Here is an 18,178-nt window from a genome sequence, read left to right on the forward strand (position 1 = left end):
CCCGCGAAGCGGGGCTTCAGCGCAGCCAACAGCCCGGTCCCGCAGGGAGGCGCCGACAAGCCACGCAGGTTCTCGGCTTCGGTAGACTATCGATCGACCCACCAGCGCGCCGGTCAAAATAAAGGCGCTTCCGATGCAGATTGTTGCCGACATGCTTGCTCTACCGAAGGCAGCTCCTATGGCAGCGGGCCGCCATTGGCTAAATCAGCCTGCATCGCCATCAACAACTTTTGGGCCGATTTAGGCATGCCTGGATAGACTTCCCGGCCACTCTCCGCGTATTGGCGTGCGAAAAACCAGTCTTGAAATGAGCGATGCGCGAAGCGCAAACCTTAAGGGCCGCTCGAAGAGCGGGTCTGCATAAGCGCATGACTGCCCGCGACGATTCAGGATGTGAGGAAGCGCGGAAGACCGGGGATACCGCTCGGGTCGGCGCCGGCGTTTCGCCGGCGCTTCACCCTGGTGCGCGCGAGGGGCGGAGCCCCATAGTTCTTCACTAGAAAAAAAGAAGCGTATGGGTGGAGCGTCAGCGGAGACCACTCGCGGGTCGCGAGACCGGTTAAAAGGGCAGCCGCAGGAGCGTCAGCATAGCGCCGCCGAAGGCGGGACGCGGGACCGACTGCCCCCGGCGAGCGACTCAAGAGCGACTTCACCACGCGTTGGTATCAATTTTGCATTTGTGATATCGTCTCAATGTTGTGCATGTCGATACACGGCGTGTGCATGTTCACTGAGCCAGTTTTTTATAGAGGACGACATGGCCAAGAAAGCGAAGAAGGCAAAGAAGACCGCGAGGGCAGCCACCAAGAAGGTGGCAAAGAAGACTTCAAAGAAAAAGAAGTAGTCGTATCCGCGACTGAGAGATTGCGCCTCCGGGTCGCACCCCGGACGCAAGGCGAAACCTCTCCAAAGGATCTGAAATGTCCTTTGCAGCCGTTGGGTATCGCGGCAAGGTAAGATAAGGCCGGACCTTTGTGCAGGTGGCTACTGCATAAAGGTCCGGTTTTTCGTTTCTGCCCGGCGAAGGGAATGATCTGCTCTTGCGTGAAGGATCGATGCCGCAAGGCCGCGACGCTCTCGCGGCGCGGTTCACGAGAGCCTGGTCCGCGAATGCGGACGCGCCCACTATCGCGTTTCATTTGAAGCCATGGCGTGAGCGCAGCCGCACCTCTCGCACGACTTTCTCACGCGGCCGCGCGATCTTCCTTATCGGGGCCACGTGCCACGATCCGTAAAGCGTCATCCGGCAACGGCCGCTGCAAGGCCTTCGCCTCGTCCCAAGGCGCACGCATCCACACGTCGCGTTCTTCGTCGGTCATCAGGATCACCGGCATGGCCTTGGGATGGATCGGCTCGACGACTGCATTCGGCGCTGTGGTCAGAAAGCCGTAGACAAGATGAGGTCCGGCGATCGGCTTTGATTTGGTCCCGCGGTCACCTTTGAACTCGGTCCAGAGTCCGGCGAAAGCGAACAGGGGGCGGTCGTCGTTCAACGCGAACCACACGACATCCTTCTTGCCGGTCGCGGGGTTGGGCTCCGGAGCGTATTCGGCAAAGCTGTTGACCGGAACCAGACAGCGGTTGTCCGGTTTCAGCGAGCCGCGCCAATGCGGCGACGTGGTGTTGCGAATATTCGTAACGGGGAAGCCGCCGGCGCGTAGCGGCGGCGGCATGCCCCAGCGCATCATGGTCATTTCGCGTTCGGCGCCAGCGTTGCGTACGACTGGAGCAGGATAATCCGGAAACACGCCAGGCATCGATGGCAGATTGCCGACATAGCGGTTGATCACGCGAAAGAGCCTGATGATGGCCTCCTGATTGGTCGTGATCGAATAGAGATTGCACATTGTTTGACTGACCGTCACCCTCCGGTCAGGCCCCTTCGTTGTTCCGGCCCTGCCAATCTGTTAAAGTAATCGAGCCTAATCCGGATTTCGGGTCGATGGCTAACTCGCTTGTCATACGCAAGGGTACGAGTTTAGCGAAGCGCGACAAGGCCCTTCGGGCCGCCCAATATGTCCGCATGTCGACCGACTATCAACGGTATTCGATACAGAACCAGGCTGCGGCCATCGCGGCATTTGCCAGCCAAAAGAACCTCACGATCGTTCGTACCTATTTGGACGAGGGACGCAGCGGCCTGCGTATCAAGGGGCGGCCGGGGCTCATCGAGCTGATCAAAGATGTTCGCGCGGGTCAGGCGGATTTCGATCACGTCCTGGTCTACGACGTCAGCCGGTGGGGACGCTTCCAGGACGTCGACGAAAGCGCCCACTACGAGTTCGTCTGCAAGCAGAATGGCATCAAGGTCACCTATTGCGCGGAACAGTTCGACAACGACGGGAGCCTGCTGTCGAGCATTGTCAAAAACATCAAGCGGGTGATGGCGGCCGAATATAGCCGCGAGCTCTCGGTCAAGGTGCATACGGGTCAGTGCCGCGTTGCTAGCCTGGGCTTTCGGGTCGGCGGGCCTCTCACGTTCGGACTCCGCAGGGAATTGATCGACGAGAACCGGCACTCGAAGGGGGAACTCACCAGGGGACAGCGCAAGTCGCTTCAAACGGATCGCGTCCGGATTCGAGCAGGGTCTGACGAGGAGGGGGCGATCGTCAAATGGATATTCCATCAGTTTGTTGTCGAGTGCCAATCCGACATTGAAATCGCACGCCAGCTCAATCGGGCCGGCATTGCCAACGACAACAGGCGGCCGTGGACCGACAACATGATCCACCGGATTCTCAAAAACGAAAACTATGTCGGGAACATCATTTATAACCGCACGTCCCGGCGCCTTGGCCAAAAGTTGGTCAAGAACCCCCGCCATCAGTGGGTTCGCGGTGAGGCCCTGATCGATCCAATCGTCGATAGGAGCCTTTTTGCACAGGCGCAAAAGATCATGGCCGAGCGCTATCTTTCGCTTCCCGATGATCAAATGTTGTTGCGGCTGCGCCTGCTCCTGCATCGCAAACGAAAACTGAGCTTCAGAGTGATAGAAGATGCGGCCGGTGTCCCGTCGGTGGCGTCTTACGTCAAGCGCTTCGGGTCGCTTCGGAAGGTTTACGCGCTCGTCAGATATGTATCGCGGCGCGACTGTGACTGGATCGACACCAGAGGATTCTGGTCCGAGGTGCTGACAAGGCACGTGACTGAGGTCGTTGAAGCGCTGAGGTCAGACAAGGGATTTCGCGTCGATGTTGACGAGAAGCGCTCCTGCGTGACGATAAATGGAGAAACCAGGATATTCTTTTTGACAGCCCGCCAGGCCGCGAAGCGAAGACTGAACCATTTGCCTTATTGGAGAGTATATCGGAGACGGGAGATGTCCGGCTTTCTCGTAGCGCTGCGATTGGACGAACGGAACAAAGAAATAGAGGACTATCTGATCCTGCCGGCGTCGAGAATGCGGGGGGCCTATATCGGCTTTTCGAACGCGATGATTCACGGTGCAACGCGCGTCGAAACTCTGGATGACTTGATAGTGCAGATAAAAAAGTATTTTAGAAAGGGCTCCAAGTCAGGCGCCCCAAAGAGGTCAAGTGCCCGGCGGCGCACGCGGTAGCATCTGTGGCGAACGGCTTGGAATAGCACCTCTCAAGGCTACGGGTGTGCATTCGCGTCATCGGAGCACGTAGACGGTTTGCCGCCCGCCCGTATGCAGGCGCGATAGAGCCAAGGTTCGACATAGCTGCCCTTCCACATGCCGCGTCCGGCGTGTTCGGCCTCGCGCTGCACGGGGTCATACTTCGCTTTGGAATATTGAGGCCAATCCAGCGCAAGGCCGTTGCGCACCAGCCATTCACCCAGATCCGCCCCGTCTACCGAGCAGGTAGCGACGGTGCGTCCGTACTGATCAAGATTGATCGTCAAGCAGATTACCGTCCGCCGCGCGATGAAGCTATCGAGGTCGTTCGCGGCTTGCGCACCGCATCGGTACGGATAGCTCTCCTCGTCGCGGCAAAGCTGGGTGCTTTCCGGCGCATCGATGCCCCAAAGGCGGATGCGGATTCCGTGGATTTCGAGCGTATCGCCATCGATGACACTGGCCTGACCTGTCGGTTGATCGGCCATCGCGGGGCCAATCATCAACAGCAAGGCCATGATCGCGCCTGAGAATGTCTTGGTCATTTCCTTCGCCTGCTAGCGCATGTCGCGCGGATTGAATTTCGGCCAGTTTTCCAACGGTTTCAGCGACGGCAAGTTCTTCGGTCGCTCGGGGTAATGAAACTCCGAGCCGCGCAGCCAGCGGCCCTGGAAGCGATCCCAGAACAGGATGGCGTCCATCTGCCAGGTAAATTCGTGGACGCGCCAGACGCCTTCATTCTGGATGACTTCGCCCGTCGCATTGAATGGCAGGCTGTTGAGGCGACATAGCGCATTGATCTCGCTCCAGTGCTCGAGAATGTACATATCCTCCAGGGCGACATGATAAGGCCGGTCGGCGCGCCAGCGTGGCCCTCCCCCTCGTGGGTAAAAACCCTGACGCTGCGACATGAATTCCGGAATGCGGCTGATCGCCTTGCCGATCCGGCGCGCCTCGTCCGACGTGAGCTTGCAGGCGCCAAAGCTGTATCGCTGGGTATCGTCGCGGCAGAACAGCCACGCCACCGTCACGCCGTTGGCGTCCCGGACGGTGTAGCACTCGGAATTCTCCCGGATGAGGGTCCAGGGCGGCTTGAAATGCCGGGTTGGCTGGCTTGACACCATGAGAACAAAATAGGAACATAGCGACCAGCGGGTCAACCTGGAACGGCGTCATGTCCTCTGGTTCACAGCCGAACGCACATGACGCGGACGGGTTGGAGGCTGCCGTCGATCAGGCGGTCGCGGCGTGCGGCGGCGATATGCGCTCGACCATTCGCGCGCTGATTGTAGCCAACGACTATTTGGAATCTGAGGTAAGCGAACTGATGAAGGCCGTCTCTCACGCCTATGTGCGCGGGAGATTTCAGACTTATTCAGGCTGATCAATCTAGCGCTTGGGGAAACGCTTGCAAACGGGCTGTCGGCGGAGGATGAAAGCTGAGCGTTTAAATTTTCGTCTTAGGTCCCCATGGTTGAATTGACTTATAACATTGCCGATCTTCCTGATTACCCCGCGCTGCAACAGTTGGCGCGCGCCTTATGGCGCAACGGTTCTGTTCGGGGCGCTGCGGTTCTGATCGGGGCCGGCCTCAGCAAGAATGCGGAGCGGCCCGGGGACGATACGTTAGAACCTCCCTTATGGTGGGAATTAATGGAGGAAATGGTCGAGCGGCATTATCCGCACGACAAGAAGAGAGCACCAAGCAGCCCTCTGCGCATTGCCGAGGAATACCGAACCTATTCTGGTCAGGCAGGGCTCGACGACTTTCTGCGAACGCGCTTCCCGGACAAATCCTGGTCCCCCGGACCACTGCACGGAGCTCTGCTCGGATTACCGTGGAGCGACATACTCACGACCAATTGGGACACGCTCCTCGAACGCGCCGAAAATATGAACGATTATTCGTACGAAGTCGTACGAACTGAAGCCGATCTTACACACGCCCGATCGCCGCGCATCGTGAAATTGCATGGAACCATCGGTGATCCCGGTCCGCTTATTTTCGCGGAAGAGGATTACCGGACATATCCCGTGAAACATGCTGCCTTTGTCAATCTTGCCCGCCAGGTATTTATCGAGAACGAATTATGTTTGGTTGGATTTTCCGGCGACGATCCCAACTTCCTACAATGGGCTGGTTGGGTTCGTGATCATCTCGGCGGCAGCGCGCGTCGGATTTATCTCGTCGGCAATCTGCGCTTGGAACGGGCGACCAGAAGGTATTTGGAAGCTCATAACATTGCGCCCATTGATTTTGCCCCCCTCGTTGAGAAACTGACGCCGAACCTTCAGCATGCTACGGCGACTCGGATTTTTATCGATGAACTTCGCAAGGCGAAACCACCTCCGCGGCACGAATGGAAGTTAACCCCGCACGATCAGTTCCCTCTCGCGAAAGCAGGCATCGATGCGCACCAACGTGTGCACAAAGATAACGAGTTCGCTGCCGATCTGCTGAAGAATACGATCCCCCTCTTTAAGACCGACCGGGAAAATTATCCGGGATGGCTGGTCTGCCCGGCTCGACTCCGCCGATCGATCGCTTACACAGGCGATGCGCACTGGTTAGTGCGAAAGCCGGTGCTCGAACTCTTAGAACCCAAGCTTCGCGCCGAGGCCTTGTTCGAGATTCTGTGGCGTCGCACGGTCGCATTCGTTCCTTTGGACGTGCGGCTTGCCGATGCTCTCGCGGAACTTGTCGACAACAAGCCGGTAGAGATTGATCCCGATCTGCGCTTGCAGTTTGCCTTGGCGCTTATGCGTGACGCACGCGTGTCGCGCGATGAGGCCGGCTTGAAGCGGTGGGCTGGCGTCATCGAGGCCGAAGCCGCGGCCGACACGAGTGTACGGCAAGAGGTTGAATATCAATGGTGCTTGCGCGCGCGCGATCGGATGGATTTCGATACGCTGGCTGTGCGGCTCACCAACGTAAAGTCAGAAGACCCGATTTGGAAGTTGCGGTGCGCCGCCTTACATACGGAGCTCGGCGAATACGCAAAAGCAACGAAACTGATCAAAGACGCGACGGCGGACCTCGAACGTCGTCACAGACTCGATCGCAATTCGTTGGTCGTCAAATCGCACTTGGCGTGGGCTAGCTGGATCAGCGGGGCGTGCGACATGTGGGGCTCCATTGGTCAACCCAATCGCTCGCTTCCCTCCAGAGACTTCAAGGAGCTCGACATCGATCCTCGGGGAGAGCTCGAATACATCGAAGATAGCGCTGCCAGGATCGAAAAGAAACGCCGCGAAGAAGCCGTGGCAGTTCAGCCGGCATTCGAGCCGGGCCATTATCGCGAGGGATCTGCAACAACGCACGTGGGTTCGGATCCCGGTGTCGAGTTGCTATATGAGTTCGATCAACTCATCGAACATGCCGGTCTTCCTCTCCGGATCAATCGGGTCGATGTTTGCGGATCGACGGCACTTGTCGTCCTCGAAGCGGCGCCTCAGACCGATCCGGAATGGTATGTCTGGCTGTTCCGCGCCTTGCATTCTCATTTTGACAAACCGTTTGAGCGTCATTTCGGCCGGATCGCGACAGCACGGATACCGATCGCGACAACTTCGACGCTTCTTTCCATCGTCGAATCTGCCGTCACGTTGTGGACGCTCCGGGTCACCGCAGCGCGCACTCCCGAGCTTCGGGACGATGTCGATGCGTTGCGCCTAATGCTGATGACGTTATCGCGCCTGACGGTTCGGATGAGCCCGGATCAGGCGGCTCAAGCGCTCCGCAGAGCGATTGAACTGGCGAAAGAACCACTCGTCACGCATCATTGGTTGATTGATGCCATCGGCGAATTGGCAAAGTACGCAGTTAAAGCTATTCCCACCGCCCAGCGAGGCGCTTTTGCATTGACAGTGCTTGAGTTTCCGCTGCCTTCGGAGAAAGGCGTGCGCGGTCCGCATCCTCCTTGGCCGCAGATTGTTTTTGATATTTGGAATGCGCCGCCGACTCGGAATCCCGGCGACACCAGTTGGGATCATCGTGTGCGTCAGCTCTTAGCCATTGCGCAAAAAGGCAACATCGACAGGGAGTAAGCCACTTCGCAGCTCGCCTATCTCGCCGTCAGTGGGGCACTCAAGCCCGACGAAACAACCGCGTTCGGAAGCGCGCTTTGGTCGGATGTCGATGCGCAAGAGGGAGGTCTTCCCGCGGAATACGGGCCTCAATGCCGGCGTGTTTCTGCGGCTACCCGCAATAGAAGGCGTTGATAGACAAGCGAGGCTATCGGGTCGGCTGCTTGGCGCGAATTTGCGCGAAGTAATGCGGTTGTCGCCGCCAGTTGGCACGGTCGAAATAAGCCAGAAGGCCAATCATCTTGTCTCAATTACCAATGCAGCACGGTCCGGCCTTGTCGTACCAGCCGATCGGGCCGCGGAAATGTTTGACGAGATCGTTGCTTGGGAGTTCCAGCAGGTAAGGGACGATAGAGACCCTTTCGCCGTGTCGTTCGCCAAGAATTTTAACGATACCATTCGGCTTGCCGCGGGCTATGTGTTGACCGTTGCCGTAGTACCCGCCATGCGCGCCGAGCAACGCACGGTCGAGCGGGCGCGAGCCCTTATTGCTTTCATTCGACGAGCGCAGTCTTGGACCAGCATGCAAGCGTTGCCGCACTTTCTCGCGTCCGCTGTAGAGGTCACAGCCGACGTGATTTCGATCGTTCGGGCGGGATTGCTGGGTTCGGATTCCCAACAAGTGGGGAGCGCAGCTCAGGCTATTGTCGGCCGGGCCGAATTGGTCCGAAACGGAACACTTCCACAGTTGCCTCAAGCCCTTGTCGAACGGCTTATGGCAACGATCGAAGTGCGCCGCGTGTTTGGCCTTACCGCCATGCTCGCTGCGGCGCTGAAATTGCTGACTCTTGATTTCCTTGGGGCGGAAGACATCAAACGCCTGACGGAGACGATCTCAGAAATTCGTGGAGTACGTTACGAGGATATTGCGCTAAACACGATGGAGGCTGTTTCCGCGTCCCTTGTGCGCGCGGAGTGCGTGAAACTAGCCGTTGCGCTAAAGGACCGGGTCGCGGATGACGAGGCGCTGCTGGCCTGGATCGATGAAGCGAAGAGCGATCCGTTGCCTGAAGTTCGCTTTAGCTTGACCCAGCCAGCGGAAGACCATCCAGAATGAGCGGCCGGCGCGTCAACCTCCAACTCTTCGACGTCGGAGATTGGAAGGGGGATATCCGCTTCTTGGGCGTCATCGGCCTTTGCCTGTCTCCGCTGCCCGGCGCGCATGAGGCATCAGGAACGCCGTAAGAGACTCGAGGACGCTCGGCAAAGAACCAGGATCTATTGCGACGTCCTGGACGAACGCGGACCATTGTTGCTGCTTTGTGGGATCGTTGGCGAAGGCGGGTGTGAGTCCATCAGGCCGTTCGGTCGGGATTTTAGTTTTTCGCCGTGTGAACGTTGCGGCGATGGCTCGTGCGAGCCGATCGTCCTTGAAGTCGTAGGTTCGCATCAGAATCCAGATATCGTAAAAGTCCTTGAGCCGAGTATTGGCAAGACCCAGTACGACCATCGCCTGAAACTTCTCGGCGATGACTGTTTCTGGCGGATAGGCTTTCAAGTTCGGTGCCGGCTGATCCAGCAACACCGGCAGCTCAATCTCGTTCAAACCTGGTTCGGTCGCGTCGCCATAACCGATGTCGATAACGACCCTGACCCGGGCTCCATCAACCGTTGCATAGGTCTTCAAACGCAGACCGCTATATCCGGAATCTTCGCGGACCTGGTCGATAACGAGTTCGTTGATATTGAACACGACCGCATCGTCGGCCTTGATGGTGCAAATCTCGCGAAAAATCTTGAGCGTGAGTGCGGGATCGCTATCGCCGAATCCAAGCAGATCGAGGTCGCGTGTCGGGCGATGCGGATCGTCAAGCCAATGCCGCATAAGCATGGCGCCTTTCAGGACGAAGCTGTCCCGGTGTTTGGTCGTGCTGAGACGATAGAGGAGCCGCTCGAGCGTATAGCGCACGAGCAGCAACTCGAAAGGCTGATTGCGTTCTTTCGCAAGATTGAGCAGTCGCGCGCGGACCGAGGCGCCAATGTTTTGAAGCGGCTTACGCATCCACCGTGAGCGCCTCCAGACGGGGCTGTACGACTTTTTCCCAAATTCCTGCGTCGACCGCAAATTTGGCAATTTCCGCCGGAGTGGCTTTGCGAAGTCGAAGTGCGTCTTTCATGGCTTGGGTCGCGTTTGCAAAGCCTGTCGCCGAATTATAGAACGCTTTTTGATATTTGCCGCTCTTGAATAGGTCAACGATCGTTTTGGCTGGCGAGTAGATTTTGACAGACACGTCTTCGATGAGATGGTGCTCTACGCCCTTATCAAACTCCTTGTATCCGAAACGCGTAATTTGGATGCGCGGACGCGTAATCTTGGGACGCCAGTCGCGCGGACCGATGGCCATCCATACATAGGGAGGGATGCGGTCCGTCAGCTCGTGGAAGGCAAGCGCGGAGTCGTAGCAAATGATGCCGTTTGGAACGAGTTTCGCAGCGACGGCGAGCGAGTGATTACCGTCAAGCGAGGCATCGGGCAGTTGATAAAGGCCGCGGCTGAGCTGGTTAAGGGCTCCCTTCTCCTCCATGCGTGAGATGGTGGCGGCTGTGATGCCTTCTTTTAGAAATTCGGACAGCCGCATCATGCCCCGCTTGTGAAGCAGCGAAGTCGCCCGATCTTCTTGGCGTGGCAGCTCCTTTTCCATGAAACTGATATGATACAAAACATTGAAAAAGTCAATACATTGAATAGGATATGTATCATTACGGTTCTTAAGCCATTGATAAAACTCGTATTTACGACAACGAAAACAGCGTCACATTTCCTCACTGCCCGCTACCGCTAGTTTTACAATGACCTCGAACTACCAACTCTCAATTCCCATGTCGGCGCAGCGCTTAATCCCTTTTTATGCGACCGGTGACTCGACGGGATTGGCACATGGTATCGCAACATGGACCTTGAGACCTATTCACGATCGAAGCTCGCCGACTACGCGGCCCTCGCGGAGATCGTCGCGGCTATTCTAAAGGCGGCAATTTCGGCCTATCCGGAACCCCTTCGGTTGCAACAGGTCCAGCACCGGCCGAAAGACCCGGCGTCGTTAAAGAAGAAGCTAGAAGACCGTGGCCTCGCCGCAACCACCAGCCTCGAGAACGACATCAAGGATTTGGCCGGCTGCCGCCTTATCTTTTACACCAACTCCGATGTGTCGCACTTCCTACAGAGCGGCATCATTCAAGATAATTTCGATGTCGACTGGGATCGGACCAAAATTCATCATCCGGTTCCGGGGCAAACTGAACCCGACAATCTGTTTGTCTCTAACAACTATGTCCTAAAGCTCAAGACCGCACGAACGATCTTACCCGAATATGCCCGTTTTGACGGACTCTGGTGCGAGGTTCAGGTGCAAACAACCCTGAACCACGCCTGGTCTGAAATGGCGCATGACATCATCTACAAGAAGCCTGCATTGGCCGGCTTCGGCGCGAAGCTCTTTGAAGCCATCGATCGACGTCTTCAAAAGATAATGAATACCCATCTATTGCCGGCTGGCTACGAATTCCAAAAAGTTCTCGACGATTACGAACGTCTTCGGAGCGGCAAAGAACTGATCGACCGGGGAGCGCTCAAGACTCTCTCGGAATGCAGCGATAACAACGCCCGGTACGATTTGCTGGAACGATTTCGCGATTACGTCCTACCGAACTACGACGATCCGAAGAGCGTCTATCCGGAAATCAAAGAACGGCTTGTTGCGGCGGTCGCGGAGGCGCGTCTGACCAAAACACGCCCGCGCGAGACACCGTTCGGCAATTTTCCCGGCGTGGAAATCGGTCGGATCGTCGAGGTCACTTGTGACATTCTCGCACTGTATCGCTTCGTCGACATCGAACTTACTTTTAGCGCGATCTGTGACCTATTTAGGGGCGCTGAGAACGCCGATGAGCGCAAGCACCTGCTCGCGGCGGCCGAACGGCTGGCCCGAAACGACCTCGAAGTTTGGAAACAAGCCGGCCCCTACGTGCAAATTGTTCTGGTGGACACGATCGACGGGCTCGATCGTAGCCGATGGGAGCCCATCCGGCCGGTGTTGGTGGAGGTACTTGGCGAAGCACTCAAGAATGAGATTCAAGGGGTATCGAGTACATACAAGACGTTTACGTTATCTAGGGGCTCAACGCCGCCAAGCGAAGCACTTGCAGGCATGCGCGGCAAGGCTATCGACCTCCTCAAGGAGCTCTACCGGACGGGTTCAGCCGATAGTGAGAAGCGCCAAGTCAAGCTGGCGATGTTGGAAGCGACGCGCCGGCCCATGAACGGCACGAGCTCCCAGGCACAACTTCAGTCCATTCTGGAGAACAGCCGCGTGATCGTAGACTTCTTCGCCGAAATTGCGCCCGGTGAGTCATACGAAATGCTGCAAACGCTTGAACGCAGTCTGCTCTGGATGTACCGCCACAATCAGGGCACGGCCGGCACCGTTGAACCGGATGCGGCCGTTCTCGCGGCTCGTGACGCGCTCAACGCGAGCATCCTCAAATTCCGGGACATTGCGAATACGAACAAGGGTTTTGTGGTCTACAAAACTTTGGTCGGCCATGAGTCGGTCTTTCCTCCAGCGTGGGAGGGCTCCGCTTTCGACGTAAAGGGGCAAACGCAATATCGAAAAGAGCGCATCGATGAACTGGTAGGCGATGTCACCGAGCAAAATGCCGAGGAGTGGCTAAATATCTTGAAGCGCTGCGCCGCGACGGAATCCGACGATCTCGCGACATTTCCCAGTCTCGGAGAATTCTTGCAGAAGCTAAGCGAGACCAAACCGCTCATTGTGCTCGGATTTGTTGATCGGCTGGGCGATCGCCTGACCGGCTTTCTTGGCGTTATGTTGAGCGGGCTGGCGAAAAGTCATCAACGTGCGGCACTAGATGCGAGGATTGCGGAATGGCTTGCGCAAGAGAAGCATTTGGCCGAAATGGCGCATTATATCCAATTCGCGCCGGGATTTGATGGGGAGTTGCTGCGGAAGATCCTGATGGTTGGGATCAAGAGAGACGATGATGCTGTGGTCGTCCAGGTTATGGCCTCCTTTGCCAGACGATACGCCGATGCACAGGAAGGGACCATCACGACGATCTTCATGGCAGCGGTCCAGTACTTTACGGCGCGGAAGGACGCCCGTTGGGTCAACCTCGTGTGGTACATACCAAAAGAGCGGTCGCCGCTCCGTAAGCTTGATGCTGGGCAAGTGGACGCAATTCTCGAGAGCCTCGTGCATCTTCAGAGTATCGAGACTCATGGTGAGTGGGTATTGGCCAGTTTGGCGGAGAAGTATCCGGAAACGGTTTTCGATTTCTTCGTCGCGCGCTTGCAATACAAGGAGACGCGTGAGGAAGGCGAACGGTATGAGGACATTCCCTTTCAATTCGAATGTCTCCAGAAGTCGTTCGTCCGCATCGCCGAGCATGCGGTTGCGACTGTCCGCAAACGGTTCGTGAGCGGAGATTCGATGTTTCAGTTTCGCGGGGGACGCTTGCTGGCGATCAGCTTCCCCAATTTCGCTGAGCCCGTCCGTCGCAAATTGTTGTCCCTCGTTGAGACCGGCCATCGCGCAGACATCGAGTTCGTTCTGCGTGTGCTCACTAACTATCATGGACAGACTTTTCTGCACGAAATCTGTAAGGCCATCGTAAAGGCCCTGCCAGACGACGATCCTTTCCTCACTGACGTCGAGATCATTCTTGAAAGCACCGATGTCCTGACCGGTGAATTTGGACGGGTACACGCCTATACGGCCAAGAAGCAGGAAGTCGCGGATTGGCTCGCGGACCCCGACGCGCGAGTAAAGGCTTTTGCCAAACGCTATGCGCTGCTTCTTGATCGTCAGATTTCAGCCGAACAGAGACGCGCAGAGGAGAGCATCGAGTTGCGCAAGCGGACATACGGTGAGCCCGACGACAAAGAGAAATCTTGATCTTGCAATGCTGGTGCTGAATGACCGTACGATCTGACAAAACTTGAGAGACTGTTGAACGCTCTGTTTGAAGAGGCCTCGCTTTTAGGCGAATCGGCTCTCCCGGCACTGTCGCAACGGGACAGCTTATGAATGGACCGTATTGGCGGTCCTGGCGCATGACAGCGCGCATAAACCCTCGAGCGCAACGCCATCTGTGTAAACATGCTGATAGACGCCGTCGTTGCGAGATATCCTCATCTCGATCAGGACAAGTTCCATATGGGCTTACCGGGGCCACTTGATCCCGGAAATTGATAGCCCAACTGCGTTACGGTATTCACGACTGCACAGGCCAACTCGGCGACATGCCGCTGCAATTGCTTTAAGGCGGCAATGTTGATTGGAGTTTCAAAGACGCCACGCTTTTTGTCGACGTAAAGCGGAAGAGAACGTCCTTGCTCGTCAGGCACTCTCCATGAACCGTGGCAAATCGTGTTTCGCCAAACGGAAGCTTCACGGAGTTGCTTCAGCAAATCATCCAGATACGGAGGCGCGTCTTGATGTTTTCGTGCTGAGCTACCGTAGGAATCAATAAGGCCACCGAGCGGATCTTCAAGCGCCCTTTCTAGAGTAGGACGCCATTTTGCGTATTCGGATTCTATTTGATCGGGAAGAATTTGACGTGTTGCAGTGAAAGCAAATATCGCTTTTCCTAGAACCTCTTCAAGGAATCCGAAAGTACCGATGGCGCGTCCCAGCGTCTCCCAAAATGCGGCGTCATGCCGATGGGTTGGAAAATTCTCAGGTATCCGATCGATATCGACAGTAAACCTTTTGATCTCAGCTTCGTTCGTCATATTGACCAATTTCTTTTCGGTCGTGTCTCTAACCCGACTCCATCCTCGGGTGGCGTCAACTGATGCATATCACGACCAAAAGCGGGAAGGATCATTTTTACAAACCTTTGGGTCACTTTCGGCACAAATCGAAGCTGCCACCCGTCGCTTTGCCCACCATGAGAGGATCGCCGAACGAGCGTCAAACACGGTACCGAGCCAGGTATCTCACAACCCGAGGATCGACTTGAGTTTGTTGTATGCTCTCGCAACAACCGCTCGGACTCGGCTACCCCATGACCGCCGCTTGGCATCAACTGCTGCGTGCCGGGCTATCTGGCCACGCATAACCGACCCTGCCAGAGCGTCTGAGAAGGCAGGAAGCCACTCGACGCGCCCAGCGGTGATGAAATAGTGTGATTTACATGGAGCATCGCAAACCGCGATAGATGGCCGCACCGTAGCCATCCCGCCCTCCGATGTTACTTGATGGCTGTCTGGCACTAAGAACATCACTCGATGTCCGCATCCACATGCGCACAGCAGAGCGGCAACTTCGAATTCTTTGCTGTGATACACAACGCCAGCGCTTGGCTGCTTGGGAATGCGCTCTACAGCTTGGTAGACGAAACTCACTTAGCCCCTCCTTCCGCAACTATCTCAAGCATCGCGGTATCGAAGATGTAGCACGTTGCGTCGTCGAGGCGATCAAGAAGCTGGAAGTGCTGCTTGAACCTGATGACCGCCATCACAGCATTGAAGGCGTTGAGCTCGGTGATCTGGGCCTGTCTGCGGTATCCGCCCGCTGGAGCTTCACACAGCACGGAAGATTTTTAACGAGGAAGGATATGCGGATGTCATGATGGCGCTTAATGGCGTCAGTCAGATGTGGCTTTTTGCCTTATACGAGTTTCTGCGTACCTGGCGGCAACGCGCGATGCAGCTACTTCAGCTCGCAGACCAGTACGCGAAGACCAAACCTGCAAAGCAGAAGGCATTCCTTTCCAAAACCCTTGCTGACGCGAAGGGGAAGGAAAAGCATATTTTCTCGGGGAGTTCTTTTTATTCACACCACATTTCAAGAATCGCGGATACTGATTTTGTGGCTTCCATAAAAGCCTACTACGACAAGACTGACGGGTGGTTCGGCTTTATTGAAGAGCTGCGTATGAACCTCGCTAAACACGAGGTGCCGAAGAAGCGGGGGATGGTTACTGAAATGCCGGGTTACGCTCGCATGGGCCTGGTGACAGGCACATTGTATTGGCAATTCATCGACGCTCAGGGCGGACTTCAGAAACTGGACCGGCGAGAAGCGGCGAACTTTTTTCTCGACATTCAAGTGCCCGATTACGATGACGATAGGGACGAACTGCTAGAGTAACAGTTGCACATATTTATCGACGAGACCGGCACCTTCACCGGAATTGGACAGCCGCTTAGCATCTCCATGATCGGAGCGCTGATTGTCCCTGACGCGCGCCTGCGTAGTTTGGAGCGGGAATACGGCAAGCTGCGCAAATATCTGCCGACCGAAAATGGTGAGGTGAAAGGCAAACGTCCACCCGTAGCCGCCTCGGCGTACTGGTCGATCGCAACGATGATTGCCTGGAAGTGAAAATAGCACCACCCTTCCCGTACCGCGATGTCACGGGCTTTTGCCAATTGGCTTTGTGGTCGTGCCATTTTAGAAGCCCTACCAACTTCGCCCTCCAGAGCCCCGAGCCTGCGCGCCGGCTGCTGGCGCCCCACCCGGACGCGCATGTGTTCGATTTCTTGCCTGACGAAATCGAGGACTGGCATTTTTGGCCCCGTGGCTAGAGCCGCTACTGGTTGGTGTTCCGTCTTTCCGAGCCCCTATTCCTTCCAAACCACCAGTACGTCGAACCCCTCCGTGAATTTCTTTGGCTCCGGGAGCATTTTCGCTATTCGGGCGAATAACTCCTCAAGAGCTTTTATACAGGCCTCCGCGTCGGCCAGGCTTATGTTGTCTAGCTTGTGGAAGAACGCGTCCCCAAACTTGGTATTCGTCGGGACCGAATACCTCGCCTTCCAGATCACGACCTCTGACAGCCATGCGAGCAGTTTCGTTTCCGGCGCGCTGAAGGTCACACCGGCGTCTTTCGCCAGCTCCAGCAGATCGTGGCTCTTCAGGCTTTGGGAGAGCTTGTCGGCCCCAATGAGACCAGGGTCGTTGTGGACCATGACCCCCTTGAGGAGATTCTCTAACGCCGAGCCGAACAGACTGAAGGCTGGCAGCATGTCAGGGTGCGGATGGCTTACCGGGGCTTTGCCCTCTTCCCCAATCTCCTCCAGCGCTTTTTTATAAGCATGGTCGTAAAGCCGAAGGTCAGGAAGGTCCGCGTTGTACAAAATCAATGCGGCGCGCTTCAGTTTATCGGCCTTGCCGAGCCAGTGGTGCCATTCTTGGTAGTACTTGAAATTCTGCCGAAGGAACGAGTCTTCTGGTTGGTTGGACATTGATCACCGCATTATTAGAACGCCCGTCCTGCGGACCTTTCAACAAGCCCAACCCACCCGATGGCTGGATCTCGATTCTGGCCCTGATGAAAGACACGGGGCTACAACACCCATTGTGCTTGAGGCCGCGACCCAGCGGCCCATCAGAGCCAGAAGAAGCGTAAGGCAATCGCCAGAACGGCCAGAAGCAGTATTCCGACCGACAGGTATAGCAATCCGATCCCCCGTTGGAGGGGCTTCATATCGAAGCCCGAGATATTGTTTTGAAGAACCGCAAGCCTGAGTTTGACGTGACCGTTCGAGATATCAATATATCCAATCACGGCGATGATGAACCCCGCCGCGAACGCTGCAATAACTAAACCGATGTGCTTGAGCTGAGTATTCGTGCCGTAGTCTTCGAGTTGATAGAGGCAAGCCAGCTTTGCACCACTGTGTGCAACCAGCAATGAATTGGCTCCCCCCTGAAGAAGGTCGTGCCAGTCGTCGATGTCGGCCCTTACCTCAGCCTTGGCTGCGGCAAGTTTTTCCCCTTCGTCCATTTGCTCCTCCCACTAAACGCGACAGTGGTCGAGCATATCACCCTTGGCTTTCGCCCCGGCGGGCATCGCCCCGACTCCGCTCCAGGTATTTTCCCCGTCGCGATACTTTCAAGCAACCAACCGACCAATCACCCAGTTTCGATCGCAAGAGGGCTGACCGATAGAGTCTCGACTGACTTTGTATGACTGTCTCGCTTGGCAGTCCGTAGAGAGGATTCCCGATCCAAGGCTTTCACGGTCGGAGAACCCAACGAAATCGCCCCCCGCCACCCGCACGCAGTGCTGCTGTTTCTGGGCTTAATTGCCCGCGAATTGGCCCGGAGAATACGCGGCCTTCGGCAATCTGGCGGAGCAAGAGGGACTCGAACTGTCGGTGCGATTTACCTCTGCTTAAGCGCCCCCCGATCACAATTGAGTCATTACATCGCAGCCAACCCTGCCGGTTTTACGCTGCGACTTTCCTCCTGCCGCTTCCACGACGCTTCCACGAACGACATTTCAGGCTAAAATCCGGGCAGCAAAAAGCCCTCGAAAACGAAACGTTTTCAAGGGCTTGATGTCTGGTTGCGGGGATAGGATTTGAACCTATGACCTTCAGGTTATGAGCCTGAAGGTTCATTGAGATCCATTCGGGGACTTGAAGTCGGCTGTATACTTCGCGCGCATTGCGCGATTGCTATACTTGATTGCCCACGGCGCTTGGTAGCTCAACCCTTGCTCGGCGTAAGTGAAGCAGTTCACAAAGGTGCGCGGACC

At 56.3% G+C, this 18,178-nt stretch carries 17 protein-coding genes; 8 read left to right on the forward strand and 9 right to left on the reverse strand.

All coding sequences use genetic code 11. The annotated features are described in order from the left end of the window. Positions 1-1,184 precede the first annotated feature (1,184 nt). Positions 1,185-1,847: an SOS response-associated peptidase gene (locus tag B5526_RS09865; protein ID WP_079544854.1), complete on the reverse strand. Its 663-nt coding sequence runs from the start codon at positions 1,845-1,847 to the stop codon at positions 1,185-1,187. Between the two features lie 95 nt (positions 1,848-1,942). Between B5526_RS09865 and B5526_RS09870 the strand changes: the two genes are divergently transcribed. Beyond that, positions 1,943-3,559, forward strand: coding sequence for a recombinase family protein (locus tag B5526_RS09870; protein ID WP_079538027.1), 1,617 nt, complete (start codon positions 1,943-1,945; stop codon positions 3,557-3,559). Positions 3,560-3,597: 38 nt separating this feature from the next. Here B5526_RS09870 and B5526_RS09875 read toward each other — a convergent pair whose 3' ends face one another. Continuing rightward, entirely contained in the window at positions 3,598-4,125 is a 528-nt protein-coding gene (locus tag B5526_RS09875) for a thermonuclease family protein (RefSeq protein WP_079538028.1), read from the reverse strand. Positions 4,126-4,137: 12 nt separating this feature from the next. Continuing rightward, positions 4,138-4,704, reverse strand: coding sequence for a hypothetical protein (locus tag B5526_RS09880; protein ID WP_079538029.1), 567 nt, complete (start codon positions 4,702-4,704; stop codon positions 4,138-4,140). A gap of 50 nt (positions 4,705-4,754) precedes the next feature. Between B5526_RS09880 and B5526_RS09885 the strand changes: the two genes are divergently transcribed. From B5526_RS09885 to B5526_RS09895, 3 genes are all read left to right on the forward strand, one after another. Further along, positions 4,755-4,964: a hypothetical protein gene (locus B5526_RS09885; RefSeq protein ID WP_079538030.1), complete on the forward strand. Its 210-nt coding sequence runs from the start codon at positions 4,755-4,757 to the stop codon at positions 4,962-4,964. Positions 4,965-5,050: 86 nt separating this feature from the next. After that, positions 5,051-7,627, forward strand: coding sequence for an SIR2 family NAD-dependent protein deacylase (locus tag B5526_RS09890; protein WP_079538031.1), 2,577 nt, complete (start codon positions 5,051-5,053; stop codon positions 7,625-7,627). A gap of 85 nt (positions 7,628-7,712) precedes the next feature. After that, the gene (locus B5526_RS09895) at positions 7,713-8,723 is read left to right on the forward strand and encodes a hypothetical protein (RefSeq protein ID WP_079538032.1); all 1,011 of its coding nucleotides are present in this window, start codon (positions 7,713-7,715) and stop codon (positions 8,721-8,723) included. Positions 8,724-8,792: 69 nt separating this feature from the next. Here the strand turns inward: B5526_RS09895 and B5526_RS09900 are convergent, their stop codons facing one another. After that, positions 8,793-9,668, reverse strand: coding sequence for a nucleotidyl transferase AbiEii/AbiGii toxin family protein (locus B5526_RS09900; RefSeq protein WP_079538033.1), 876 nt, complete (start codon positions 9,666-9,668; stop codon positions 8,793-8,795). Further along, positions 9,661-10,308 (reverse strand): type IV toxin-antitoxin system AbiEi family antitoxin domain-containing protein, encoded by a 648-nt coding sequence (locus B5526_RS09905; protein ID WP_154071238.1) that lies wholly within the window; start codon positions 10,306-10,308, stop codon positions 9,661-9,663. The genes B5526_RS09900 and B5526_RS09905 overlap by 8 nt, the downstream gene beginning before the upstream one ends. A 249-nt stretch (positions 10,309-10,557) precedes the next feature. Between B5526_RS09905 and B5526_RS09910 the strand changes: the two genes are divergently transcribed. After that, a complete protein-coding gene (locus B5526_RS09910; RefSeq protein ID WP_079538034.1) occupies positions 10,558-13,581 on the forward strand; it encodes a RelA/SpoT domain-containing protein in 3,024 nt (1,007 codons plus the stop codon). Between the two features lie 245 nt (positions 13,582-13,826). Here the strand turns inward: B5526_RS09910 and B5526_RS09915 are convergent, their stop codons facing one another. Next, positions 13,827-14,420 (reverse strand): hypothetical protein, encoded by a 594-nt coding sequence (locus B5526_RS09915; protein WP_079538035.1) that lies wholly within the window; start codon positions 14,418-14,420, stop codon positions 13,827-13,829. A gap of 207 nt (positions 14,421-14,627) precedes the next feature. After that, positions 14,628-14,912 carry a DUF6527 family protein gene (locus tag B5526_RS39725; RefSeq protein WP_433994645.1) on the reverse strand — a complete coding sequence of 95 codons (285 nt, stop codon included), beginning with the start codon at positions 14,910-14,912 and terminating at the stop codon, positions 14,628-14,630. Positions 14,913-14,932: 20 nt separating this feature from the next. Between B5526_RS39725 and B5526_RS37570 the strand changes: the two genes are divergently transcribed. Genes B5526_RS37570 through B5526_RS37575 form a run of 3 tightly spaced genes read left to right on the forward strand, consistent with a single transcriptional unit; the run spans position 14,933 to position 16,017 of the window. Next, positions 14,933-15,262 carry a hypothetical protein gene (locus tag B5526_RS37570; RefSeq protein WP_154071239.1) on the forward strand — a complete coding sequence of 110 codons (330 nt, stop codon included), beginning with the start codon at positions 14,933-14,935 and terminating at the stop codon, positions 15,260-15,262. Beyond that, entirely contained in the window at positions 15,259-15,783 is a 525-nt protein-coding gene (locus B5526_RS09925) for a hypothetical protein (RefSeq protein WP_079538037.1), read from the forward strand. The genes B5526_RS37570 and B5526_RS09925 overlap by 4 nt, the downstream gene beginning before the upstream one ends. 3 nt (positions 15,784-15,786) lie before the next feature. Next, the gene (locus B5526_RS37575) at positions 15,787-16,017 is read left to right on the forward strand and encodes a hypothetical protein (protein ID WP_154071240.1); all 231 of its coding nucleotides are present in this window, start codon (positions 15,787-15,789) and stop codon (positions 16,015-16,017) included. A gap of 239 nt (positions 16,018-16,256) precedes the next feature. On the opposite strand, the gene B5526_RS09935 is transcribed toward B5526_RS37575, so the two are convergent. Continuing rightward, positions 16,257-16,880, reverse strand: a complete 624-nt coding sequence (locus tag B5526_RS09935; protein ID WP_079538039.1) for a hypothetical protein — start codon at positions 16,878-16,880, stop codon at positions 16,257-16,259. A gap of 143 nt (positions 16,881-17,023) precedes the next feature. Continuing rightward, positions 17,024-17,422 (reverse strand): hypothetical protein, encoded by a 399-nt coding sequence (locus tag B5526_RS09940; protein WP_079538040.1) that lies wholly within the window; start codon positions 17,420-17,422, stop codon positions 17,024-17,026. Positions 17,423-18,178: the final 756 nt, after the last annotated feature.

The sequence above is a fragment of the Bradyrhizobium lablabi genome (genome assembly GCF_900141755.1).
Lineage (GTDB): Bacteria > Pseudomonadota > Alphaproteobacteria > Rhizobiales > Xanthobacteraceae > Bradyrhizobium > Bradyrhizobium lablabi_A.

Excerpts from the sequence above, each read along its gene's own strand:
- B5526_RS09910 (WP_079538034.1), top strand. The coding sequence starts at position 10,558 with ATGGACCTTGAGACCTATTCACGATCGAAGCTCGCCGACTACGCGGCC.
- B5526_RS09925 (WP_079538037.1), top strand. The coding sequence starts at position 15,259 with ATGATGGCGCTTAATGGCGTCAGTCAGATGTGGCTTTTTGCCTTATAC.
- B5526_RS09880 (WP_079538029.1), bottom strand. The coding sequence starts at position 4,704 with ATGGTGTCAAGCCAGCCAACCCGGCATTTCAAGCCGCCCTGGACCCTC.
- B5526_RS37570 (WP_154071239.1), top strand. The coding sequence starts at position 14,933 with ATGCGCACAGCAGAGCGGCAACTTCGAATTCTTTGCTGTGATACACAA.
- B5526_RS09900 (WP_079538033.1), bottom strand. The coding sequence starts at position 9,668 with ATGCGTAAGCCGCTTCAAAACATTGGCGCCTCGGTCCGCGCGCGACTG.
- B5526_RS39725 (WP_433994645.1), bottom strand. The coding sequence starts at position 14,912 with ATGTTCTTAGTGCCAGACAGCCATCAAGTAACATCGGAGGGCGGGATG.
- B5526_RS09865 (WP_079544854.1), bottom strand. The coding sequence starts at position 1,847 with ATGTGCAATCTCTATTCGATCACGACCAATCAGGAGGCCATCATCAGG.
- B5526_RS09890 (WP_079538031.1), top strand. The coding sequence starts at position 5,051 with ATGGTTGAATTGACTTATAACATTGCCGATCTTCCTGATTACCCCGCG.
- B5526_RS09885 (WP_079538030.1), top strand. The coding sequence starts at position 4,755 with ATGTCCTCTGGTTCACAGCCGAACGCACATGACGCGGACGGGTTGGAG.
- B5526_RS09870 (WP_079538027.1), top strand. The coding sequence starts at position 1,943 with ATGGCTAACTCGCTTGTCATACGCAAGGGTACGAGTTTAGCGAAGCGC.
- B5526_RS09940 (WP_079538040.1), bottom strand. The coding sequence starts at position 17,422 with ATGGACGAAGGGGAAAAACTTGCCGCAGCCAAGGCTGAGGTAAGGGCC.
- B5526_RS09905 (WP_154071238.1), bottom strand. The coding sequence starts at position 10,308 with ATGGAAAAGGAGCTGCCACGCCAAGAAGATCGGGCGACTTCGCTGCTT.
- B5526_RS09915 (WP_079538035.1), bottom strand. The coding sequence starts at position 14,420 with ATGACGAACGAAGCTGAGATCAAAAGGTTTACTGTCGATATCGATCGG.
- B5526_RS09895 (WP_079538032.1), top strand. The coding sequence starts at position 7,713 with ATGTCGATGCGCAAGAGGGAGGTCTTCCCGCGGAATACGGGCCTCAAT.
- B5526_RS09935 (WP_079538039.1), bottom strand. The coding sequence starts at position 16,880 with ATGTCCAACCAACCAGAAGACTCGTTCCTTCGGCAGAATTTCAAGTAC.
- B5526_RS09875 (WP_079538028.1), bottom strand. The coding sequence starts at position 4,125 with ATGACCAAGACATTCTCAGGCGCGATCATGGCCTTGCTGTTGATGATT.